Below are 22,274 nucleotides of genomic sequence, written 5' to 3'. Positions count from 1 at the left end.
GCGCACGGCCCCCGACTCACGTCGCTTGCTGCGCCCCATTCGCCGTGCCGCTCAGCGCGTCGATCTCTTCATCGCTGTAACCGAGCCCGCGCAGCACGTCATGTGTGTGCTCGCCGACCTTCGCGATAGGCAGGCGCGGCGGCAGGCGTTGACCGTCGAGCGAAAGCGGCAGCAGCGGCATGCGCGTCTCGCCGCCGTCGTCGAGTTGCAGCGGCGCGAGGCCGCCGCTTGCGAGCAGATGCGGGTCGTCGAACAGCTCTTCCGGCTTCGTGATGGCCGCGAACGGCACGTGGTGGCGCTCGAACAGCGGCGCCAGTTCCGCCGCTTCGCGCGTGGCGAGCGTGGTCGCAAGTTCGGCAAGCAGCCAGCTGCGCGCGCGAACGCGGTCGTTGTTGCTGGCAAGACGCGCGTCGGCCAGCAGGTCCGGCCGGTCAAGCAGCGCGCACAGCGAGCGCCATTGGGCGTCGCCCGTGGCGGCAATGAACATCTGCTCGCCGTGCGCGAGCGTGAACACGTCGTAGACGGCCCACGCGCTGATGCGTTCGGGCATCGGCGAAGGTGCGGCTCCCGTCGCCGCGTATTGCTGCATGTGCTGCGCAGAAAGCAGCACGCAGTTTTCGAAGAGCGCGCTCTGCACTTCCTTGCCGTGGCCCGTGGCGTGGCGTTCGTGCAGCGCGGCCAGCACGCCGATGGCGCCGAACATGCCGCCCATGATGTCGTTGACCGAGCTTCCCGCGCGCAGCGGGCGGCCTGCGGGACCGGTCATGTAGGCGAGGCCCGCCATCATCTGCACAACTTCGTCGAGCGCGAGGCGATGTTCGTACGGGCCCGCGAGAAAGCCCTTGTGCGAGACGTAGATGAGCTTCGGATTGCGCGCCTTGAGCGAGGCGTAGTCGAGCCCGAGGCTTGCCATGCGGCCGGGCTTGAAGTTTTCGACGAATACGTCGGCGGTATCCGCGAGTGTGCGCAGCGCGTCGAGACCGGCCTCCGTATCGAGGTCGAGCGTCACGCTCTTCTTGTTGCGATTGAAGGTGCGAAAGAAGCCGGCGCCGGTGCCGATCAGACGCCGCGTACTGTCGCCGCGCGGCGGCTCGACCTTGATGACCTCGGCGCCCAGGTCGCCCAGGATCATGCCGCACGTGGGGCCCATCACCATGTGCGAGAGCTCGACGACGCGGATGCCGGCAAGCGGCATGGGAGGCGATGCGGATGCGGTATTCATGAGGTGGTGCGCGTAACCGATGACGTGCTGCGTTGCGAGTCGAACGTGGCGGGCAGACCCGCCCGCGCGAGGTAGCCATAGAGCGGCTCGCCGGGCAGCGCCTCGGCCAGCACGCTGCGCGAGGCGAGCAGGGCGGGCAGGTCGATGCCCGTGTCATAGCCCATGCTTTCCAGCATGAACACGAGGTCTTCGGTGTTCACGTTGCCGGTTGCGCCCGGCGCATGCGGACAGCCGCCCAGGCCCGCGAGCGATGCATCGAATTCGCGAATGCCGTGCTGAAGCCCGACGAGCGCGTTGGCGAGCGCAAGGCCGCGCGTGTCATGCAGATGCAGCGCGCGCAGCTTGCTGCCGGCAATGCCGCGCGCAAGCTCGATGATCTCGCCCACCTGGCGCGGCGTGGCCATGCCCGTCGTGTCGGCAAGCGAGAGGACGTCGGCGCCTGCATCGAGCGCGAGCCGCGCGATGCGCGCCACCTCTTCGCGCGGCACGTCGCCTTGCAGCGTGCAGCCGAACACCGTGGACAGCCCGGCCACGAGTTCGGCGCGGCCTTCGCAGAGCCTGCGCATGTCGGCGAAGGCCGCGATCATCTCGTCGGGCGTCTTGCGCACGTTGGCGAGGCTGTGCGCGGCGCTGACCGAAATGGGCACCACGATGCGCTGCACGCCGGCTTCGAGTGCCCGTTCGGCGCCTTTCACGTTGGGCACGAGCGCCGTGACCACGAGGTCCGCATAGCCGAGCGCGTGGGCCACCACGTCGGTGGCGTCGGCCAGCTGCGGCAGCAGCTTCGGCGGCACGAACGACGTGACTTCCATGTGCCGCACGCCGGCGGCATAGGCGGCGTCGATCCAGCGTTTCTTGGCGTCGGTGGGCATGATGCGCGCAATGCTTTGCAGGCCGTCGCGCAGGCCCACCTCCATGACGATGACACGCTCGGGGCGTGAGTCCATCGGGATGCTCCGTGTCGGTGAAAAGGGGGAGAGAAGCTGGCGGCGGCCCGCCAGACGAGCGACGCGAGCGCTGAATCTATCACGCGAACCCACGCGCGCCCAGGCGGGATTTCACCGTCGCCGCCCGCCGCAGCCAAGCCTGGCGCGGCATTGCATGTGCTGTATAAACATACAGTAGAATTTGACACCTACGCCGCGGACGGCGTTCCGGGTCTCACGCATGGCGCGCCCCAGCGCATATGCCCCGGTCGCCGTCCCGGTCCCACATTTTGACCAGCCGGAATATCTGCCCAAGTGAGCGATAACCGAACCATCCGCATTCGCGGCGCCCGCCAGCACAATCTCAAGAACCTCGACCTCGACCTGCGCACGGGCGAGATGACGGTAGTGACCGGTCCTTCGGGATCGGGCAAGTCGAGCCTCGTCTTCGACACGCTCTACGCCGAAGGCCAGCGCCGCTACGTCGAGACCTTCAGCGCCTACGCCCGCCAGTTTCTGGACCGCATGGACCGCCCGCAGGTGGACCGCGTGGACGGCGTGCCGCCCGCCATCGCCATCGACCAGACCAACCCGGTGCGCAGCTCGCGCTCCACGGTCGGCACGATGACCGAACTCAACGACCACCTGAAGCTGCTCTACGCACGTGCGGCGAGCCTGTTCGATCGCGAGACGGCGCTGCCGGTGCGCCACGACACGCCCGAAACGATCTACGCCGAACTGCGCGCGCGCACCGCGACGGACGACCCGCGCCTCGTCGTGACGTTCCCCGTCGAGCTGCCCGACTCGGCTACCGAAGAGGAAGTCGCGCAGTGGCTCTCCGCGAGCGGCTACACGCGCGTGCAGGCGCAGCGCGAGGTCGTGACGGCGGCAGGCAAGCGCAAGATGCTCGACGTCGTGGCAGACCGCTTTCGCCTGCAGAACGCGGAGAAGAGCCGCGTGATCGAGGCTATCGAGGCCTCACTCAAGCGCGGCGCGGGCCGCGTGAACGTCTATGTCGTGCGTGAAGGCGAGGCAGCCGTAACCGCGGGTGAGGCGCAGCAGCCGGAAATCTGGCGCTTCTCCACGGGCCTGCATTGCCCCGAAAGCGACCTGCGTTACGCGGACCCGCAGCCCGCGCTGTTCTCGTTCAACTCGGCCTATGGCGCCTGCGAGACGTGTCGCGGCTTTGGCCGCGTGATCGGCGTCGATTGGGGCCTCGTGATTCCCGACGAGCGCAAGACGCTGCGCGGCGGCGCCATCAAGCCGCTGCAAACGCCCGCCTGGAAGGAATGCCAGGACGACCTGATGCGCTACGCCGCGAAGGCCGGCATTCGCCGCGACGTGGCGTGGTCGCAGCTCACGCAGGCGGAGCGCGACTGGGTGATCGAAGGCTCGCCCGAGTGGACCGGCAAGTGGCAGACGCAGTGGTACGGCGTGAAGCGTTTCTTCGGCTACCTCGAGTCGAAGGCGTACAAGATGCACATCCGCGTGCTGCTCTCGAAGTACCGCAGCTACACGCCCTGCGAGGTGTGCGGCGGCGCGCGGCTCAAGACCGAGTCGCTGCAATGGCGCCTTGGCAGCAAGCCGAACGCCGACGCCGTGCTGGACCCGCACGCGCGCTTTCTGCCGCACGGCGTGAAGTGGCAGCGCGCGCAGCTCGAAGCGCTGCCGGGGCTGACGGTGCACGACCTGATGCTGCTGCCTATCGAGCGCATCCGGCGTTTCTTCGACGACCTCACGCTGCCTTCGGCGCTGCTTGACGACGCGCTCAAACTGCTGCTCGCGGAAGTGCGCACGCGGCTCAAGTATCTGTGCGACGTGGGGCTCGGCTACCTGACGCTGGACCGCCAGAGCCGGACGCTCTCGGGCGGCGAGGTGCAGCGCATCAACCTCACCACGGCGCTCGGCACCTCGCTTACGAAGACGCTGTTCGTCCTCGACGAGCCCAGCATCGGGCTGCATCCGCGCGACCTCAACCGCATCGTGGAGGCCATGCACCGGCTGCGCGACGCGGGCAACACGCTCGTGGTGGTGGAGCACGACCCTTCCGTGATGCTCGCGGCGGACCGCCTGATCGACATGGGCCCCGGGCCCGGCGAGCGCGGCGGCACGATCATCTACGACGGCACGCCCGACGACATCCGCGAGGCGGGCACGCTCACGGGCGACTACCTGGGCGGCCGCCGGCACGTGGCCGACGCCTCGCGCTGGGCGCGCCGGCCCGTTGAAAGCACCACGCCGCGCCTCGTGCTGGAAGGCGCGAGCGAGCACAACCTGCGTGACGTGACGGTGGCGTTGCCGTTGCAGCGCCTTGTCTGCGTGACGGGCGTGTCGGGCTCGGGCAAATCGACGCTCGTGCAGGACGTGCTGTACCCGGCGCTTGCGCGCCATCTCGGCAAGGCGACCGAATCGCCGGGCGCCTATCGCGCGTTGAAGGGCGTGGACGCCATCAGCGACGCCGTGTTCGTCGATCAGTCGCCCATCGGCAAGACGGCGCGCTCGAACCCCGCCAGCTACGTGGGCGCGTTCGACGAAATCCGCAAGCTGTTCGCGAAGGCGCCGCTCGCGCTGGAGCGCGGCTACGGCGCGGGCATGTTCAGCTTCAACTCGGGCGAGGGCCGCTGCCCGACGTGCGGCGGCTCGGGCTTCGAGCACGTCGAAATGCAGTTCCTGAGCGACGTGTACCTGCGCTGCCCCGACTGCGACGGCAGCCGCTACCGCGCCGAGATTCTCGAAGTGAAGATCGCGCGCGGCGACCGCGCGCTTTCCATTGCCGACGTGCTCGACCTCACGGTGAGCGAGGCCACCCAACTTTTCGCGGCCGACGCCGAAGTGCTGCGCGTGTTGCAGCCCATCGTCGATGTCGGACTCGAATACGTGAAGCTCGGTCAGCCCGTGCCCACGCTTTCGGGCGGCGAGGCGCAGCGGCTCAAGCTTGCGGGCTTCCTCGCCGAAACGGCGCCCACGCGCGGCGGCCAGGTTTCGAGCGAAAGCCGTCTCTTCATGTTCGACGAACCCACCACGGGCCTGCACTTCGACGACATCGCGAAGCTCATGCAGGCCTTCGGCAAGCTGCTGGCGCGCGGCCATTCGCTCGTCGTGATCGAGCACAACCTTGACGTGATCCGCGCGGCGGACTGGATCGTCGACCTGGGTCCCGAAGGCGGCGACGCGGGCGGCGAACTGGTGTGCGCGGGCACGCCCGAAGACGTGAAAGCCTGCGCGCGCTCGCATACGGGCCTCGCGCTGCTGCAATACGACGAGGCGCTCGGCACGCTGGAAGCGCGCGAGCAGGGCGTGCCGCTGCAGCGCTCGCTGAAGGCGGCGCGCGCACGCCGCGCCGTGGAAGGCGAAGACGTGGTGCGCATCGTCAATGCACGCGAGCACAACCTGAAGTCGCTCGACGTGGACATTCCGCACGGTCGTTTCAACGTGATTACGGGCGTGTCGGGCTCCGGCAAATCGACGCTCGCGTTCGACATCCTCTTTCACGAAGGGCAGCGCCGCTACCTCGAATCGCTGAACGCTTACGCGCGCTCCATCGTACAGCCGGCGGGCCGTCCCGAAGTGGATGCGGTCTACGGCATTCCGCCCACGGTCGCGATCGAACAGCGGCTCTCGCGCGGCGGACGCAAGAGCACGGTGGCGACCACTTCCGAGGTGTGGCACTTCCTGCGGTTGCTGTATGTGAAGCTCGGCGTGCAGCACTGCGTCCACGACGGCACGCCCGTGACGGCGCAGAGCGTGGATTCGATTGCCGCGCAGTTGATGCGCGACCATCGCGGGCAGCACGTGGGGCTGCTCGCGCCGCTCGTGGTGAACCGCAAGGGCGTGTATACGGACCTCGCGAAATGGGCGAAGGCGCGCGGCAACAGCCATCTGCGCGTGGACGGCGAGTTCGTGCCCGTGGACCCGTGGCCGAAGCTCGACCGCTTCCGCGAACACACCATCGAGCTGCCTGTCGCGGACCTCGTGATCGCGCCCGAACGCGAAGCCGACCTGCGCCGCGCGCTGGATGCGGCGCTGGAAGCGGGCAAGGGCGTCGTGCATCTGCTTGCGCCGCTCGACGGGCTAGACCGCGCGATGGGCAACGGCAAGCCGACGGCGCGCATCGGCACCGTGAAGGTGCTCTCCACGAAGCGCGCCTGCCCGGTGTGCGGCACGAGCTATCCCGAACTCGATCCGCGCATGTTCTCGTACAACAGCAAGCACGGCTGGTGCACGTCGTGCGTGGGCACGGGCCTTTCGCTCACGCGTGAACAGCGCGCCGCCTACGACGACACGATCACCGCCGACGACGGCCGCGGCCGCGAACAGACGCTGCCTTCCGACGAACTGGAGCCCGAAGGCGTGGGCGAGGAGCCGTGCCCCGACTGCGGCGGTACGCGCCTCAACACGGTGGCGCGTGCGGTGACCTTCGACGCGCACGCCATCGTGGACGTCGCGCAATGGACGGTGGCCGACACGCGCCGCTGGGTCGACACGCTGGAACTCTCGGGACGCGACGCGGAGATCGCGCGCGACGTGATCAGCGAAATCCGCAGCCGCCTGCAGTTCCTGGAGGAAGTGGGGCTCGGCTATCTGAGCCTCGACCGCGCGGCGCCGAGCCTTTCGGGCGGCGAAGCGCAGCGCATCCGGCTTGCGGCGCAACTGGGCAGCAACCTGCAAGGCGTGTGCTACGTGCTCGACGAACCCACCATCGGCCTGCATCCGCGCGACAACCAGATTCTGCTCGACGCGCTGCGGAGCCTGGGCGAGAAGGGCAACACGCTCGTCGTGGTGGAGCACGACGAGGACACGATTCGCCGCGCGGATCACATCATCGACATCGGGCCCGGTGCGGGCAAACGCGGTGGGCGCGTGATCGCGCAGGGCGGCGTGGCGGATCTCGCCGCGCATCCCGAATCGCTGACGGGGCAGTTCCTGGCGCGGCCGATGGTGCATCCGTTGCAGGCGCGGCGGCCGGTGGCGGTGCCCGGGGCAAAAGCAAAGGCACGGCAGGCAAAGGCGCTGGAGGCAACGGCGAACGTGAACGGAAGCGCGAACGGCGCAGAGATGCCGTCGTTGAACTGGCTCACCGTGCACGGCGCAAGGCTGCACAACCTGCGCGACGTGACGGTGCCGATTCCGCTGGCGCGGCTCGTGGCGATTACGGGCGTGAGCGGTTCGGGCAAATCGACGCTCGCGCGCGACGTGCTGATGGCCAACATGCTCGACGCGGTGGGGCGCTCGGTGCTCTCGTCGCCTGCGGAGCGGCGGGCGCGCAAGGCCGCGCAGGGCGGTGCACGCGCGGCGAACGACAAGGCCGCGATGGCCGCAAGGCGCTCCAGCGTGCTCGCGCGGTCGGCGGTTCGGCCGAAGGTGGAGGTCGCACACGCCTGGCAAGGGTGCGAGTCGATCTCGGGCTGGGAAAGCATCGACCGCGTACTGGAAGTGGACCAGACGCCCATTGGCAAGACGCCGCGCTCGTGTCCGGCCACGTATATCGGCGTGTGGGATGCGATTCGCCGGCTGTTCGCGGAAACGCTCGAAGCGCGTGCGCGCGGCTATACGGCCTCGCGCTTCTCGTTCAACACCGGCGACGGACGCTGCCCGGCCTGCGAAGGCCAGGGCGTGCGCACCATCGGCATGAGCTTCCTGCCCGACGTGAAAGTGCCCTGCGACGTGTGCCACGGCCAGCGCTTCAACCCCGAAACGCTCGCGGTGAGCTGGCGCGGACGCAACATCGGCGAAGTGCTCACGATGGAGATCGACGAGGCGGTCGAGTTCTTCTCGGCAGTCACGAACATCGCGCATCCGCTGCAGCTGATGAAGGACGTGGGGCTCGGCTACCTGACGCTCGGCCAGCCGTCGCCGACGCTTTCGGGCGGGGAGGCGCAGCGCATCAAGCTCGTCACCGAACTTTCGAAGGTACGCGACGACGTCACGCGGCGCGGGCAGAAGGCGCCGCACACGCTCTACGTGCTCGACGAACCGACGGTGGGGCTGCACATGGCCGACGTCGCGAAGCTGATCCGCGTGCTGCACCGGCTCGTGGACGGCGGGCACAGCGTCGTCGTGATCGAGCACGATCTCGACGTGATCGCGGAAGCCGACTGGATCATCGACCTCGGGCCGGAAGGCGGCGTGGGCGGCGGCGCCATTGTGGCCGCCGCAGACCCCGAAGGGCTCGTGCGCGTGGCCGGCAGTCACACGGGCGTGGCGCTGCGGCCGGTGCTGGCGCGGGGCGAGGGCGTGCCGGCGAGAGCGGCGAGAGCCGCGGGCGGCGAGGCGTGAGGCGGACCGCAGTGCCTTGAACGATTCGGACGATTCGGACGCCCCGGACGCCGGGCATTATTCGGTGCCGGGGCGGTTTGATGAATCGACACGTGCCGTGGAAAAATCGCGCGAAGACGTGCGCAAGAACTCGAGGACCGCCCCATGACCCTCCGCAAACGCTATGTGCTGGCCTTCTGGCTCATTGCCCTGTTCACCGCGTCGCCGTTCATCTCGGTCTTCATTGCCGGCGCCGTGGCGACTGCGAACGGATGCCGGCTGGACGAGGCGGGCTTTTACCCCTGCGTGATCTTGGGGCACGACTTCGGCGAGTTGCTGGGGTCCATGGGCGTGCTGGGCTGGATGGGCCTCATGACGCTGCCGATCGGCAGTTTTCTGATGTTCTTGCTCGGCGTTGCCGCGCTCGTTCATTTCTTCCGGGACAGGCGCAAAGCGGCTTCGAAGGCGTCGCCGGACGCTTGAGGCCTGACGCTTGAGGCTTGATGCCCCGCGCTGCGGGCCGCAAGCGCCTCACGTCCACGCAACGAAGGCTTTCGTTCAACTCAGAGACAGCTTCCCGAAAATAAATTATTGAGAATCATTCTCGATAACGGTACTATCCCCGTCTTCCAGAAAACTTACAAATGGATTCGGGGTACCGGATGGAAAGCAGCAAGCGGCGCACGAGGCGCCGAGGATTGGCATGCGCGGCATCGCTCGTGGTCGCGCAGGGATGGGCGGCAACGGCCGTGCGCGCAGAAGCGGTGACGGGTAGCGCCGTAACAGGCGCAGTGAGCAACGCCCAAACGGAAACCAGGACGCCCCAGGCCGACGCCACGCCGTCATTACCGGCCGTAAAAGTCAGCGCATCGAAGCCGCTCGACGAAACGGGCTACCAGCCGCGGCGCGCCACGGTGGCCACGCGAACCGACACGCCGCTCATCGATGTGCCCCAAGCGGTCAACGTCGTCACCCAGCAGCAGATCGAAGACCGCGCACCCGACAGTCTCGCCGACGCCCTCGCCACCGTGCCCGGCGTGCGCATGGGCAATACGCTTGGCGGCACGCTCGATGCCATCGTGAAACGCGGCTTCGGCGACAACCGCGACAACTCCATCCTGCGCGACGGCATGCAGTCCGTGCAGCCGCGCAACTTCACGCCCACCACGGAGCGCATCGAAGTGCTGAAAGGCCCGGCGTCGATGCTCTACGGCATTCAGGACCCGGGCGGCATCATCAACGTCGTGACGAAGAAGCCGCAACTCGAAGCACAGAATTCGGTGTCGGGCTTCGCGAGTTCGTACGGCGGAGGCGGCGCGCAGATCGACCTGACCGGGCCTGTCGGCACCTCGGGTCTGGCGTACCGGCTGATTGCCGATCATCAGCGCGTCGATTACTGGCGCAACTTCGGGCAGACGCGCCAGGAGACCATCGCGCCGTCGCTCGCCTGGTACGGGCGCGATACGACAGTGCTGCTGCAATACGAGCACATGAATTACTCCGTGCCGTTCGACCGCGGCACGCTGATCGACACGCGCACGGGCAATCCCGTGGCGATTCCCGCCGACGAACGGCTCGACGAGCGCTACAACGTCTCGACTGGCCGCTCCGATGCGGTCAACCTGCGCGTCGATCACAAGCTGAGCCCGAACTGGACCGTGCATGCGGGCTACGGCTACAACCGCACCTACTACAACGACTGGCAGGCGCGCGTGCTCTCGGCGAACTTCAATACGGGCGTGCTCACGCGCCGCGTGGACAGCACGCAGAACGGCGTGCAGGACGTGCACAACCTCACGTTGAACCTGGAAGGCAAGGTGCAGCTTTTCGGGCTGCAGCACGACGTGCTCGCGGGCGTCGATTACATGCGCAACTATCGCGTGCTGGGCGACCTTTATCGCGGCAAGAACAGCTCCAGCTTCAACCTGTATGCGCCGGTGTACGGCCTGCTTTCGCAGACCAGTACGCTCTCGAAGGCCGACAGCGACCAGACCGACAAGCTCATTTCGCGCGGCGCGTTCGTGCAGGACGCGGTGCATCTGGGCGACCGCTGGATCGTGATGGGCGGGCTGCGTTACGAGTCGTTCGGCGAACTCACGGGCAAGGGACGGCCCTTCGTGACCGGCGCCAACGTGCATGCCGACAAGGTGGTGCCGCGCGCGGGCGTGGTCTACAAGATCGATCCGGCGTGGTCGGTCTATGCGAGCTATAGCCAGTCGTTCCGGCCGAATACGTCGATTGCGCAGCCTATCGGCGATCTGCCGCCCGAAGAAGCGAACGCGTGGGAAGCGGGCTCGAAGCTGGTGACCGATCGGATCACGGCGTCGGTCGCGCTGTTCGACATCCACAAGCGCAACATCCAGACCACGGAAACCATCAACGGCGTGAACTACACGCGCAATGCAGGGCGTGCGCGCTCGCGCGGGCTCGAACTCGAGGCGAACGGCAAGCTCAGCAACACGTGGAGCGTGATCGGCAGCTATACCTACACCGAAGCGCGTTATGCCGACGACCCGAAGCTCGCCGGCAATCCGCTGCCCAATGCGCCGAAGCACGCGGGTGCGCTGTACCTCACGCACGATTTCGGCAACGTCGGCGAGGCGCCCGTGAGCGGTCGCGTACGCGCCGGCGTGGGCGGTCGCGTGTTCAGCAGCCTGCCAGTGGGCGACGGCACGGGCAAGGTGTACCACCTGCCGTGGGGACACGTGGTGGATGCGTTCGTGGCGTGGGATTCGCGCATTTATGGCCGCTCCATTGCGTGGCAGTTGAACGCGAAAAACCTCTTCAACTCGACGTACTACACGTCGAGCTGCTGCACGGGGCTGCCGTTCGTCACGATTGGCGAGAGCCGCGAGTTTCTGCTCTCCGCACGGCTTGATTTCTGATGCCGTGAGAGCCTTGCCCGGCGGGGCTTGCGCACGACCCTGGGCCTCGCGACAATCCCTTGATCAGCGGGCCTGGCGCAGGGTATGATGGGCGCCGTTTGCGGTATCTGGCACAGCGCAAGGTATTGATTTGCGGGCGGAGCGGCCCATCCAGTCCATCTCCGGAACGCACGCCGCGGGTTCGAATCGAACGCGGTCTCGCCCCCGCCCTCGTCAAAACAAACAGTAAGGCTTCGCTGGCATCAGCGAAGCCTTTGTCCTATTCAGTATTCAAAACCCTTTTGAGACGTGCATTTTCCGACACGGAACAATGCGGCACGTCGTGACGGAGCGAGAGGACTTACGAATGTTCGACCTCGACGGAGAGGCGCGCGAACGGCTGATCGTGTGGATTCGACGCCGTATGGATGAATTCGGGATTACGCTGGAAGACCTTGAAGCCTCCATAGCGGCCGATGCGCAAAAGTCCCCCATGTACCGCGATGCATATGGCAACACCTGGGACGGCCAGGGCGAGCGGCCCGAATGGCTGACCCGGGCGGTCAATGCGGGCCAGAACATGGAGCATTTCCGCTGCTGAAGCGGTAAAGCGCATTGCTGTGTTTTCGCGAATAGGTGATGCGCGTTATTCCAGCCGCCGTTATTTTCGTATCAGGACCGCCGCTCAATTCCGCTGAATCCCGGCAATAAAAAGTATTTGGCAGACGGATATTGCGCGGCGGGATTTTGCACCACGGCACGCGCGTGCTGTTCAGTCGATTCAGGAGCTTTCCGCATGGCGGCCACCCCGAATTCATCGGCATCCACGACCGCAGCGGCTGCGGCTTCCTCGCGTTACAGCGACGACGAATGGGCCACCCGCTGCGATCTCGCCGCGCTTTATCGGCTCGTTGCGCATTTCCGCATGACGGACCTGATCGACACCCATATCACCGCACGCGTGCCGGGTCCCGAGCACCATTTCCTGATCAATCGCTACGGCGTGTTGTTCGATGAGATGCGTGCTTCCGATCTCGTGAAGATCGACCGCGACGGACGCGTCGTCGAGCCCGCCGTATCCGACGACCCCGCACGCTACCGCGTGAACGCCGCGGGCTTCACGATTCACTCCGCGGTGCATATGGCGCGTCCCGACCTGCGCTTCGTCGTGCACACGCATACGGCGGCGGGGTCGGCGGTGTCGGCGCAAAAGCACGGACTCCTGCCGATCAGCCAGCACGCGCTGAAGTTTTACGGTCGCCTCGCGTATCACGACTACGAAGGCATTGCGCTCGATCTCGGCGAGCGCGAGCGGCTGATTGCCGATCTGGGATCATGCAACGCGATGATCCTGCGCAATCATGGCTTGCTGGCGGGGGGCGCGTCGGCGGCGGCTGCCTTTCAGGAGATCTACTTCCTCGAGCGCGCTTGCCAGATTCAGGTCCAGGCGCTGGCGGGCGGCGCGGAACTCTCGATGCCTTCCGAGGCGGTCTGCAAGCTCACGGCCAGTCAATTCCAGCGGGACGAAGCCGAAGGCATCGTGCAACTCGCATGGGAAGCCGCGTTGCGGCTCATCGACAACACGCTTTCCGACTATCGCAGCTAGCGCGGGCTGCGTCGTCCGTTCAACGGCTGCCTTCGACTCGTGCAGCCGCTGAACGGAACATCACATAACCCGCACAGTACTCACGACCTGCACGACATCACTGACGCTTCTGCTGCAACTGTGCCTGTTGCTGTTGCAGATACTGCCGGACGTCGCTCATCGACACGCGTCCCGTATGCGACGTATCGATCTGGTCGAAGTGCTTGGCGATATACCCGAGCCCGCTCGTCTGGGCCTGCGCCTTGGTGATGGCAGCGCCGTTGCTCAGCACCGTATTGGCGCCGAGGCGCGCTTCGATGCGTTGCTGTGCCTGCTGCTGGAGCTGGGTTCCGGTGGACGGCACGACAGGCACGGGACGGTTGGTCGGGAAGAACGGACCATCCACGCCGTGGCCGCCTTTGGGCAGCGTGACGGGCGCGACGGACTGAAGATCGGACGCCTGAACGTTGCCGACCACGGCGCCGAGCACGATTAGCGGCAGAACGCGCCGCAGCATATCGATTGGAGACATGATCACTCGCAATAGAAGGGCATGATGGGGCGGGCGCCCGCGCGAACGGATGCCCGCGTTTCTCCTTAGCTTACTGCGCGGCCGCGGTCTGTGCCGCGGCGGCCGTGGGTGTGCCGGCCGGGCTCTCGTCGGGCCACGGCGCCGGCAGCGTCCACAGCGAGAGTGCGAGCGGAATCGGCTGGCCGCGGTAGTAGTCCACGAGGTCGGTCTTCATCTGCGGACGGGCCACGTCGTCCAGATAAATCATGTGGCCGCCCTGGAAGAAGTTCACCTGCAGGTTCGGATTCATGCCCGGCACCGTTTGCAACCGCGCGAGCTGCTTTTCCGTATTGAAGAACGGCGTGGCGAGATCGTGATAGCCGTTCTCCGCAAGTACCTTCAACTGCGGGTTGAGCGTGATGGCGCCGAGCAGATCGGGCAGCGTGTCCGGCAGCGGCTGGCCGTCATGCGAGAAGTCCCACACCTGGATGATGGCGTCGTTGAGCGGCATGTATGCCGCGTTCGGCGCACGGTAGCCCAGGTAGTTCGGCATCTGCGTCTGCAGTGCGGTGGTGAACGGCTGCGAGATCAGGATGTCCGACGGGTCCGAATCGTTCTGCAGACGCGGGTCCGAATTGGGCAGCGAAACGCGTCCGTCGTAGCGGCCAATCGTCGTGCCGGGCAGCAGCGCCGTATTGAACGGATTCACGTTGAAGTAACCCTGCAGCGCCTGCAAGGTCAGGCTCGACGGCCAGCGCCACGATTCCAGCGTGCGCGTGGCCGGAAACACCGGCGTGCCGAGCGCGTCCGGAATGCCGAGCTGGCTCAGTACCCACGACTGCGCATACTTCTGGAAGTGGTTGTACTGGCCCGTCGCGAATATTTCGGATTGCAGCGCATAGAGACCCATGTCGAGCGGCGGTGGCGAGACCTGATTGAAATAGGCCGCCACGGCCGCATAGCCGGGGTAATAGCCCGCGAGTGTATCGGTGTCGAGCATCAGTCCTTCGGTGGATGCCGTGATCGCGGTGGCTTCGATGGCGTCGGCGAAGTAGTTGAGGATGGACGACTGCAGCACGATGCCCGTGAGGTGCACGCCCGAGGACTCGAGCGCGAGCGCGAGCATGTCGGTGCGCGGCGTGCCATACGATTCGCCGTACAGATAAATGGGCGAGCTGCTGCGGTTGTTCACCGTCAGATAGCGCGTGATGAAATCGCGCATCACGTTCACGTCGGGATCGCAGCCCCAGAATTTCTGGTTCGTGTTCGGCAGGATCGCTTCGGAAAGACCGGTGCCCGGAGGATCGATGAACACCATGTCCGTGGTGTCGATCAGGCTCTCGCTGTTGTTGACGAGCGGATAGTTGGGCCAGTTGGTGAGCAGCGGGTCAGGCGTGGCGACGCGCGTGGGCGCGAACGAGCCCAGCCGCAGCCAGATGGATGACGAACCGGGACCGCCGTTATAAAAGAACGTGACGGGCCGTGGCGAACCGTCCGCGTTCGGGGCCGTGTAGGCAACGTACGACATGGTGGCTTCCGGATTGCCGTTCGCATCCAGAGCTGTCAGATGGCCGGTGGTCGTCGTGTAGTTGACGGTGCTCTGGCCCGACGTCCACTGGTAATGCATGACGGCCGCGCGTTCCTTCACCTGCGAAAGGGGCAGACCGTCATTGGCATTGAGCGAGTAGGCCACCGGGTCGGTGTAGGGCTGATTGGCTTGATTGGCCGCAGGCGTTTGTGCGGCGGCCTGATTTGCGGCTACCTGGCGCATGGCGCTTGCCGCAGACGATCCCGAGCCGCTATCGCCGCCGCCGCAACCCGCAAGAATCAGTACGCTCGTGAGCAATGCGCCTGGCACTGCGAGCCAGCGCCCACGGCGCGCGCGGCCGGCGCGGGCCGGCGCGATGACGCGGCTGCCGCTGGAACTACGGTCTGGTTTCATTTCTGTCCCTGTGACTGGTGAGATACCACTACACAAGACCGCGTTCGCCGGTTGGGCACATGAGAAACAGACAGCGCGTGCAGAACCCGCCGGCACCTGCGGCTGACGTTCGACTTTCACAACTGCCTTGAGCTTGAACTGACCGATATGAATAAGAGTACTAACTACATGCCGTGAGGCATGGTCAGTAACTCCTACTGTTTTGAGGCTTTCGCCGCCTTGAGAAAGATTTGGTAAGGACGAGCGACAAGGGAAAAATAGGAGGGGTCACATGACCTTGTCAAGCGGCGCCCATGTGTGCGCAGTCGGGGTGACGGGCCTGTAGTTCGGTTTCTTGTACGTGGCTTCGCGGCGGACAGTCGGGGTGTGGCAGTGGGCTCCTGGTTGGTGCGCAGACGAAAGCGATGCCGCGTGTAACGCGGCGCTCGCGTCAAGCTTGCGGATCGGTGTGCGCAATGGACTGCGGTGGTATGCGATACACGACAGCGCGATATTTAGGCTCGATTCGCTGTTCGACCACGACGCCACCGAGCCCTTCGGCAATCCGGCGACTTGCGCGATTTTCCTCTGCTACGGGATACGTGAAGCCTCGTTGTATGCCGAGGATGCACGTTGCCCATCGAGCCACAAGGCTCACGGCTTCACGGCCGAAACCTTCGCGGTGGCGATCTTCGCGAATCCAGATGCCCAGTTCCGGGTGTTCGCTGTGCAGCCGGTGCAATCCCGTCAAGCCAAGAAACGCTGCACTTTCGCGTTCCCGTATCGCGAAGACAAACTCCGATCCTTCTGCGGCAGCCAGCTGCCATTGCTGCCAGATGCGATTGAAGGCTTCTTTGTTGGCGGGTGGATCCCACGCCATGAATCGGGTGAGGGTAGGCGTAATGCAGTTGAACGCGGCGTCTGCGTCGTCGGCGGAAAACGGTTTGATTGAAAGCCGTGCCGATGCAATCTCGATTTCGCTTAGCCGTGGCGCCATTCGCCGTGGTTTATTCGGGTTGTCGTCCATGCGTTCTCGACATCAAGACGAAATAGCCTTGCCGACGTGCGCGTCGAAGTGGTTTCTATACCAGTCGATCATGCCGCGCATGAACGCTTCGGCGGGCGGCGACTTGCCTGCGCCGACCAGTTCCGCGCATGCTGCCGCGACGGCCACCAGAATGCGCGACGTCTCGGGCACATACGGCAGATCGAGGCCGTGGTCGTGTCGCTCGCGAATGATTTCGTAGCGGGCGTTTTCCGCCAGCGTCCACGCGCTGACGAGGAAGTCGCGCACGCTCGCGCGCTGTCCGCCCACGTCGATGGTGATGCCTCGGTGTTGTTCGGCGTAACCCGCCTGTTCGAGTTTCTCGCAGCTGTCGATGGCGGTGTTGATGACTTCGCGAATCAGCGTCCAGTTCGTTTCCATGCGGTGTGCTCCGGGATATGCCGCTTGCATTCGCTGGGTATGTGGTGAAGGGCGCGATGGCACGAACGGCTGCGCAACAGTATCAACGACAAAATCGCACGACCACAATGCATGCGAGTGGTGCATCGAAATCCGAAATCTGAAATCCGAAATCCGTTTGTCAGCCGGCTCGAATTCGGGCGACAATCGCCGCCATCTTCATGCAGCCTGCGCGAGGTGCTAGACATGTCGGTGCTGATTATCGGGTTGGTGGTTTTTCTCGGTGCGCACTCGGTTCGCATCGTGGCCGAAGACTGGCGGCGCGCGCAGATTGCCCGCCTCGGCGAGAAGGGTTGGAAAAGCGTGTACTCCGTGGTGTCGTTGATCGGTTTCGTGCTGCTGGTGTGGGGCTATGGCCTCGCCCGGCACAATCCCGTGGTGTTGTGGACGCCGCCGCCGTGGGCGCCGCATCTCGCTGCGCCGCTCACGGCGCTTGCGTTCATTCTGTTTCCCGCGGCACACGTGCCCGAAACGCATTTCAAGTCGCTGCTGAAGCACCCCATGGTGACGGGCGTGATGCTCTGGGCCATCGCGCACCTCGCGGCCAACGGCACGCTCAATGCGCTCATGCTGTTCGGCGCGTTTCTGGTGTGGTCAGTCGTGGACCTCATTGCGGCCCTGCGGCGCGATGCAGCGGCCAACGTCGTTTATCCATCGGGCCGGTTCTCGAAGGACCTGATATGCGTGGTCGCCGGCCTCGTTGCGTGGGCGATCTTCGCATTGTGGCTGCACGGCGTGCTGATCGGCGTGCGCCCGTTCGGTTGAGACCCATCGCATAAAACCTCGAAAGACCCATAAAAAAAGTGCCCGCGCGAGGCGGGCACCGAATGTGTCTCGGAGTTTTGCGATCAGGTTATCGCGGACTGCATCGTAGTCCCGATATGTGAAAGCCTCGTGAAAGCGGCGTGACGCGTCGCCGAAGCGTGCACGTCGGCGCTTTCGCCGTGTCGTTACACGTCGAAGAACACCGTCTCGCGGTCGCCTTGCATGTGGATGTCGAAGCGGTAGACCACGCGGCCCACGTGTTCTTCGCGCTTCGCGACCAGCGTCGCGCGGCGTTCGGCCGGCACGGCCGACAGCACCGCATCTTGTCCGTTCGCCGCGGCTTCGTCGTCGAAATAGATGCGCGTGAAGGCGTGGAGCAGCACACCGCGCATCGTCACCGTGACGGCGATGTGCGGCGCGCCGTTGTCCGACGCACGACCGGGCTTCACGGTTTCGACAATGAAGCGCTGCTTCGCATCCGTACCCGTGCCCACGCGGGCAAAGCCGCGAAAGCCCGTTTCGTTCGCCTCCTGGCTCGTCTGCGGATAGCGGCCATCGCTATCGACCTGCGTGAATTCGAGCATCGCGTCGGGAATCGGCGCGCCGTCGCCGTCGAACACGCGGCCGATGATCGTAATGTGCTCGCCCCGCGCTTCGGGCGTGACGAGCGCCGGCGTGAACAGGCTCTTGTGGTCGAAGTTGTATTGCTCGGGGCACAGGCCGTAGGCGAAGTACGGGCCGACCGTTTGCGAAGGCGTTTGCTTGAGAGTCATGGTTCAACGCTCCATCGGGGTTTCGTTGCGGCCGCGCAGCACGATGTCGAATTCGTAGCCAAGCGAGAAGCCTTCTTCGGTGGTGTCGAGCGAGAAGCGCGAAATCAGCCGCTCGCGCGCGCCTTCAGGCACGCCCTGATAGATCGGGTCGAACGCGAGCAGTGGGTCGCCGGGGAAGTACATCTGCGTGACGAGCCGCTGGCCGAAGTAGTCGCCGAACAGCGAGAAGTGGATGTGGTTCGGCCGCCACGCGTTCGGATGATTGCCCCAGGGATAGGCGCCCGGCTTGATGGTGAGGAAGCGATAGCGGCCTTCGTTGTCCGTGAGGCAGCGGCCTGCACCGAGGAAGTTCGGATCGAGCGGCGCGTCGTGCTGGTCCTGCTTGTGCACGTAGCGGCCCGCGGCGTTGGCCTGCCAGACTTCCACGAGCGTGTTGCGCACCGGCTTGCCGCCTTCGTCGAGTACCTGGCCCGTCACGATGATGCGTTCGCCGAGCGGCGCGCCGTTCCTGGCTGCATTGCGCGTGAGGTCGTTGTCGAGCGGGCCCAGGTCTTCGGCGCCGTAGACGGGCGCGTGCTGGTCGCGCAGCTTTTCTTTCAGCGGAATGAGCGGACGCGTGGGACCGCGTTTCACCGACGACCGATAGCCGGGATCGATGTAGGCCGGATGAGAAGGGAAGTCGCGCGCGGACAGAATCGAATCGTCCATCGGGTGTCTCCTTGGAATCGTTGTGGAGTGGGGGTGATGAGGTGCAGCGGGATGATGCGACTTTATCGAACCCGGAAAGTTATGCAAAATGACGTTTTTTCGCGTTTCGTATAACGGACGGTTATGCAACGACGTCTCGCCGACAACCGGGTCAAGTTCCGCCATCTGCAGTGCTTTCTCGCCGTGGCGCAGTTCGGCAGCGTGCAGAAGGCTGCCGAGAGCCTTTCCATCACGCAGCCGGCCGTGTCGAAGACCGTCGCCGAACTGGAGGCGGTGCTCGGCGTGAGGCTGTTCGAGCGCGGCCGGCGCGGCGCCGTGCCCACGCGCGAAGGGCTGCTCTTCATGCCGCACGCCAGCGCCTGCGTGAGCGCGCTGCGCCAGGGCGTGGATCTGCTCGCGCGCAATGGCAACACGACCACGGCCACGCTCGATATCGGCGTGCTACCCACGGTTGCGCCGTCGCTGGTGCCGGCCGCGCTGCGGGTGTTCGCGGCACACTGGCCGCATGTCATCGTGCGGCTCGCCACGGCGGCGAACGCGGAGTTGCTGGAGCGGTTGAAGTCGGGCGCGATTGCATTCGCGGTGGGGCGGCTGGCGGACCCCGAGCGCATGGTGGGCTTGAGCTTCGAGCAGCTTTACAGCGAGCCATTGCTCGCCGTGGTTCGCGCGGGTCATCCGCTTGTGGAGCACGCCGATTTGCACGCGGCGCTCGATCGCTTCACGATCGTGCTGCCGCCGTACGGCACGCTCATCCGCCAGGCCGCGGACAATCTGCTCAAGGCGTGGGGTGTTCCGCCGTTGTCATCGTTCGTGGAGATGCTATCGGTTTCCGTGGCGCGGCTGCTTGCGTTGCAGAACGACGCGGTCTGGTTTGCACCGGCCGGTGCCGTCGAGCACGATCTGCAGCAAGGCGCGCTCGTGCGTCTGCCGATGCCGCACGCGGGCACCGAGGAACCCGTCGGACTCATTCAGCGTACGGATGCCGAGCCTTCGCCGGTGGCCCGCGCGCTGATCGACGCGGTGCGCACCGTGGCGCGCGAGCGGGCCGCTTCATTGAGCAAACCCGTGGGCAAACCCGCAGCCAACCCCGTAACCAAACCCGTTACGCAACGCGCCGCTAAACCGGCACGCAAAACCGCGCCGCGCCGTACCTCGACGGGGGCTGCCGCAGCGGCCGAAACAGGGCGTTCGCGCGGCCGTCGCTGAAGCGCGGTCGGGGTGAACCATACAGTACAAATTGCAGTTGCGGCAGACCGCGAAGCCGGTGTAAAAACACGGTTCAAATCAGGCCGCAGCGCGCCGGTGGACCGCAGCAGGCGCGCCGCGCCGCGCAACACGATCCGGCGAGGCGAGCGGCATTGCCATCTTCGATGTATCTAGTGCCTCGACAAGGAGAAACCATGCCCAGCGACCTGCCCGATCCCGCCGCCGCCCAGCACGCCGCCGCGGACCGCGAGCACAATCCGCTCGGCACCGCGGGCCTCGAGTTCGTCGAATTCGCCGCACGCGACCCGCAGGCGCTCGATCAAACCTTTACGCGTCTCGGCTTCAAGCCCATTGCGCGCCACATCAGCAAGAACGTCACGCTGTACCGCCAGGGCGAGATGAACTTCCTCATCAACGCGGAGCCGGATTCGTTCGCGGCCCGCTACGCGGAGGAGTACGGCACGGGCATCTGCGCGATCGGCATTCGTGTGAACGATGCCCAGCGCGCTTTCGAGCGCGCCGTGGAACTGGGCGCCTGGCAGTTCGAGGGCGAGAAGATCGGCAAGGGCGAACTCTATATTCCGGCCATTCAGGGCATCGGCAATTCGCACATCTACTTCGTGGACCGCTGGCGCGGCCGCGGCGGCCAGCGGGGCGGCGTGGGCGACATCTCGATCTTCGACATCGACTTCCGTCCCATTCATATCGATACCGCCCACGCGGACCTCAGCCACGCGGGCAGCGGGCTCGTGGCGGTGGATCACCTCACGCAGACGGTGGGCGTGGGCCGCATGCAGGAGTGGGTGGATTTCTATCGCGACCTGCTCAATTTCCGCGAGATTCACGAGTTGCACGCGAACTGGCACGTTTCGGCGGAATCGCGCGTGATGGTGTCGCCGTGCGGGGCGATCCGCATTCCGCTCTACGAGGAAGGCACGCCGCGCACGAGTCTCATGCACGAGTATCTGCCTGATCATCCGGGTGAAGGTGTGCAGCACATCGCGCTCGCCACCGACGACATCTTCGCGTGCGTCGACGCGCTCACGGCCAACGGCGTGCGCTTCGTGGAGCCGCCGCCGCGCTACTACGAGGGAATCGACGCACGGCTGCCGGGGCACGGCCTCGACATCGAACGTCTGCGGCGCGCGCACCTTCTCGTGGATGGCGAGACGGGCAAGGGTGCGCCGCAACTCTTCTTCCAGACCTTCGTGCGGCGCAACGCCGGCGAAATCTTCTTCGAGATCGTGCAGCGCAAGGGACACCACGGGTTCGGCGAGGGCAACCTCGCGGCGCTGGCGGCGGCGCGCTGAGCTCAGCGCTTCCCGCCCGCAGCGGGTGCCGGCGGTGCCACCTGCGCGGACTGTGGCACATCAGCGCCCGTGGCCAGCCACAACACTTCGGCGTCTTCCTCGCTTGTGGAAACCGCCGCGTGGCCCGTGCGGCTGTCGAAGTAGATGCTGTCGCCCGCTTCCAGTTGCGTGGGCGCGTACAGCTCCGAATACAGGCACACGCTGCCGCTGATCACATACAGAAACTCTTCGCCTTCGTGGCGGCCCCAGTCGTCGAACGCGTCCAGCGTATGCGCCGTGATGCGGATGCGAAACGGCAGCATGGCCTTGTGCGCGAGGTCCGTGGCGAGCACTTCCATCTGATAGCCGCGATACGCGTGGCGTTGGCCCGCGTTCTTGCGCGTGATCGCGCGCCGGCCGCTTGCGTTGAGCTTCGGCGTGGAGCCGAATAGCTCGGCCAGATCGATCTTGAGCCCCAGCACGATCTTTTGCAGCACATCGAAGGTGGGCGACATCAGGCCGTTTTCCACCTTCGAGAGCGTGGAGCGCGATACGCCGCACAGGCGGCTCGCCACTTCGAGCGTGAGGTCTTGCGCCACGCGGGCGGCGCGCACGCGGCGGCCCAGGTCCGTGGTGGACGATTCGGCCGGTTTGGTGAGGTTGGTGTCCATAAGCGCAATCGATGCAGGCGCCGCTCCGGGCGCACGGTGTTGGCGATCATAACATCGGATTTTGTTCCTATAGGAAACGCGAGGCCTGGACCGGAAATCGGGGGGCTGGGGCG

The 22,274-nt window shown here is 65.7% G+C and carries 17 protein-coding genes; 8 read left to right on the top strand and 9 right to left on the bottom strand.

Translation table 11 applies throughout. The features are described 5' to 3' along the window. Positions 1 to 16 precede the first annotated feature (16 nt). Positions 17 to 1,222, bottom strand: coding sequence for a CaiB/BaiF CoA transferase family protein (locus tag PXJ20_RS21705; RefSeq protein ID WP_413214302.1), 1,206 nt, complete (start codon positions 1,220 to 1,222; stop codon positions 17 to 19). Then, a complete protein-coding gene (locus tag PXJ20_RS21700) occupies positions 1,219 to 2,169 on the bottom strand; it encodes a hydroxymethylglutaryl-CoA lyase (protein WP_421031129.1) in 951 nt (316 codons plus the stop codon). Before PXJ20_RS21700 ends, PXJ20_RS21705 begins: the two co-directional genes overlap by 4 nt. Before the next feature lie 294 nt (positions 2,170 to 2,463). Between PXJ20_RS21700 and uvrA the strand changes: the two genes are divergently transcribed. The 5 genes from uvrA to PXJ20_RS21675 all read left to right on the top strand — a co-directional run bounded on the left by uvrA (position 2,464) and on the right by PXJ20_RS21675 (position 12,873). After that, the gene (gene uvrA, locus PXJ20_RS21695) at positions 2,464 to 8,424 is read left to right on the top strand and encodes an excinuclease ABC subunit UvrA (RefSeq protein WP_421031128.1); all 5,961 of its coding nucleotides are present in this window, start codon (positions 2,464 to 2,466) and stop codon (positions 8,422 to 8,424) included. A gap of 144 nt (positions 8,425 to 8,568) precedes the next feature. After that, on the top strand, positions 8,569 to 8,886 hold the full coding sequence (locus PXJ20_RS21690) for a hypothetical protein (RefSeq protein ID WP_017777412.1): 318 nt from the start codon (positions 8,569 to 8,571) through the stop codon (positions 8,884 to 8,886). Positions 8,887 to 9,101: 215 nt separating this feature from the next. Further along, positions 9,102 to 11,288 carry a TonB-dependent siderophore receptor gene (locus PXJ20_RS21685; protein WP_421031127.1) on the top strand — a complete coding sequence of 729 codons (2,187 nt, stop codon included), beginning with the start codon at positions 9,102 to 9,104 and terminating at the stop codon, positions 11,286 to 11,288. A gap of 322 nt (positions 11,289 to 11,610) precedes the next feature. Beyond that, complete coding sequence (locus tag PXJ20_RS21680) at positions 11,611 to 11,868, top strand: H-NS histone family protein (protein WP_026121970.1); 258 nt, start codon at positions 11,611 to 11,613, stop codon at positions 11,866 to 11,868. A gap of 195 nt (positions 11,869 to 12,063) precedes the next feature. After that, a complete protein-coding gene (locus PXJ20_RS21675) occupies positions 12,064 to 12,873 on the top strand; it encodes a class II aldolase/adducin family protein (RefSeq protein ID WP_421031126.1) in 810 nt (269 codons plus the stop codon). Between the two features lie 97 nt (positions 12,874 to 12,970). Here the strand turns inward: PXJ20_RS21675 and PXJ20_RS21670 are convergent, their stop codons facing one another. The 4 genes from PXJ20_RS21670 to PXJ20_RS21655 all read right to left on the bottom strand — a co-directional run bounded on the left by PXJ20_RS21670 (position 12,971) and on the right by PXJ20_RS21655 (position 16,710). After that, positions 12,971 to 13,384 carry a hypothetical protein gene (locus PXJ20_RS21670; protein WP_026121971.1) on the bottom strand — a complete coding sequence of 138 codons (414 nt, stop codon included), beginning with the start codon at positions 13,382 to 13,384 and terminating at the stop codon, positions 12,971 to 12,973. Between the two features lie 70 nt (positions 13,385 to 13,454). Continuing rightward, a complete protein-coding gene (locus tag PXJ20_RS21665) occupies positions 13,455 to 15,305 on the bottom strand; it encodes a S10 family serine carboxypeptidase-like protein (RefSeq protein ID WP_421031125.1) in 1,851 nt (616 codons plus the stop codon). Positions 15,306 to 15,735: 430 nt separating this feature from the next. Then, the gene (locus tag PXJ20_RS21660) at positions 15,736 to 16,281 is read right to left on the bottom strand and encodes a GNAT family N-acetyltransferase (protein ID WP_421032594.1); all 546 of its coding nucleotides are present in this window, start codon (positions 16,279 to 16,281) and stop codon (positions 15,736 to 15,738) included. A 42-nt stretch (positions 16,282 to 16,323) separates the two neighbouring features. Next, positions 16,324 to 16,710 carry a hypothetical protein gene (locus tag PXJ20_RS21655; protein WP_421031124.1) on the bottom strand — a complete coding sequence of 129 codons (387 nt, stop codon included), beginning with the start codon at positions 16,708 to 16,710 and terminating at the stop codon, positions 16,324 to 16,326. Positions 16,711 to 16,935: 225 nt separating this feature from the next. Here PXJ20_RS21655 and PXJ20_RS21650 point away from each other — a divergent pair, with 225 nt between their 5' ends. Beyond that, the gene (locus tag PXJ20_RS21650) at positions 16,936 to 17,514 is read left to right on the top strand and encodes an NnrU family protein (protein WP_421031123.1); all 579 of its coding nucleotides are present in this window, start codon (positions 16,936 to 16,938) and stop codon (positions 17,512 to 17,514) included. Positions 17,515 to 17,699: 185 nt separating this feature from the next. Here the strand turns inward: PXJ20_RS21650 and pcaG are convergent, their stop codons facing one another. Both pcaG and pcaH read right to left on the bottom strand, forming a co-directional pair. Further along, positions 17,700 to 18,287, bottom strand: coding sequence for a protocatechuate 3,4-dioxygenase subunit alpha (pcaG, locus tag PXJ20_RS21645; protein WP_421031122.1), 588 nt, complete (start codon positions 18,285 to 18,287; stop codon positions 17,700 to 17,702). A gap of 3 nt (positions 18,288 to 18,290) precedes the next feature. Further along, positions 18,291 to 18,995 (bottom strand): protocatechuate 3,4-dioxygenase subunit beta, encoded by a 705-nt coding sequence (gene pcaH / locus PXJ20_RS21640; RefSeq protein ID WP_017777422.1) that lies wholly within the window; start codon positions 18,993 to 18,995, stop codon positions 18,291 to 18,293. Between the two features lie 123 nt (positions 18,996 to 19,118). Between pcaH and pcaQ the strand changes: the two genes are divergently transcribed. Together pcaQ and PXJ20_RS21630 are read left to right on the top strand one after the other, a co-directional pair. Beyond that, the gene (gene pcaQ, locus PXJ20_RS21635; RefSeq protein ID WP_421031121.1) at positions 19,119 to 20,201 is read left to right on the top strand and encodes a pca operon transcription factor PcaQ; all 1,083 of its coding nucleotides are present in this window, start codon (positions 19,119 to 19,121) and stop codon (positions 20,199 to 20,201) included. Positions 20,202 to 20,395: 194 nt separating this feature from the next. After that, the gene (locus PXJ20_RS21630) at positions 20,396 to 21,511 is read left to right on the top strand and encodes a 4-hydroxyphenylpyruvate dioxygenase family protein (RefSeq protein WP_421031120.1); all 1,116 of its coding nucleotides are present in this window, start codon (positions 20,396 to 20,398) and stop codon (positions 21,509 to 21,511) included. Positions 21,512 to 21,513: 2 nt separating this feature from the next. Here the strand turns inward: PXJ20_RS21630 and PXJ20_RS21625 are convergent, their stop codons facing one another. After that, positions 21,514 to 22,161 carry a helix-turn-helix domain-containing protein gene (locus tag PXJ20_RS21625; RefSeq protein WP_126876469.1) on the bottom strand — a complete coding sequence of 216 codons (648 nt, stop codon included), beginning with the start codon at positions 22,159 to 22,161 and terminating at the stop codon, positions 21,514 to 21,516. Between the last annotated feature and the right edge of the window lie 113 nt (positions 22,162 to 22,274).

Origin of the sequence: Paraburkholderia sp. A1RI_3L (assembly GCF_048957895.1) — a bacterium.
In the GTDB taxonomy this organism is placed as follows: Bacteria; Pseudomonadota; Gammaproteobacteria; order Burkholderiales; family Burkholderiaceae; genus Paraburkholderia; species Paraburkholderia kururiensis.
This window is presented reverse-complemented; position numbering and strand designations above follow the sequence as displayed.

What these genes read in the sequence shown, in the direction of transcription:
- pcaH (WP_017777422.1), bottom strand. Translation starts at nt 18,995, where the DNA reads ATGGACGATTCGATTCTGTCCGCGCGCGACTTCCCTTCTCATCCGGCC.
- pcaQ (WP_421031121.1), top strand. Translation starts at nt 19,119, where the DNA reads ATGCAACGACGTCTCGCCGACAACCGGGTCAAGTTCCGCCATCTGCAG.
- PXJ20_RS21675 (WP_421031126.1), top strand. Translation starts at nt 12,064, where the DNA reads ATGGCGGCCACCCCGAATTCATCGGCATCCACGACCGCAGCGGCTGCG.
- PXJ20_RS21655 (WP_421031124.1), bottom strand. Translation starts at nt 16,710, where the DNA reads ATGGAAACGAACTGGACGCTGATTCGCGAAGTCATCAACACCGCCATC.
- PXJ20_RS21625 (WP_126876469.1), bottom strand. Translation starts at nt 22,161, where the DNA reads ATGGACACCAACCTCACCAAACCGGCCGAATCGTCCACCACGGACCTG.
- PXJ20_RS21665 (WP_421031125.1), bottom strand. Translation starts at nt 15,305, where the DNA reads ATGAAACCAGACCGTAGTTCCAGCGGCAGCCGCGTCATCGCGCCGGCC.
- PXJ20_RS21650 (WP_421031123.1), top strand. Translation starts at nt 16,936, where the DNA reads ATGTCGGTGCTGATTATCGGGTTGGTGGTTTTTCTCGGTGCGCACTCG.
- pcaG (WP_421031122.1), bottom strand. Translation starts at nt 18,287, where the DNA reads ATGACTCTCAAGCAAACGCCTTCGCAAACGGTCGGCCCGTACTTCGCC.
- PXJ20_RS21630 (WP_421031120.1), top strand. Translation starts at nt 20,396, where the DNA reads ATGCCCAGCGACCTGCCCGATCCCGCCGCCGCCCAGCACGCCGCCGCG.
- PXJ20_RS21670 (WP_026121971.1), bottom strand. Translation starts at nt 13,384, where the DNA reads ATGTCTCCAATCGATATGCTGCGGCGCGTTCTGCCGCTAATCGTGCTC.
- PXJ20_RS21705 (WP_413214302.1), bottom strand. Translation starts at nt 1,222, where the DNA reads ATGAATACCGCATCCGCATCGCCTCCCATGCCGCTTGCCGGCATCCGC.
- PXJ20_RS21660 (WP_421032594.1), bottom strand. Translation starts at nt 16,281, where the DNA reads ATGGCGCCACGGCTAAGCGAAATCGAGATTGCATCGGCACGGCTTTCA.
- PXJ20_RS21690 (WP_017777412.1), top strand. Translation starts at nt 8,569, where the DNA reads ATGACCCTCCGCAAACGCTATGTGCTGGCCTTCTGGCTCATTGCCCTG.
- PXJ20_RS21700 (WP_421031129.1), bottom strand. Translation starts at nt 2,169, where the DNA reads ATGGACTCACGCCCCGAGCGTGTCATCGTCATGGAGGTGGGCCTGCGC.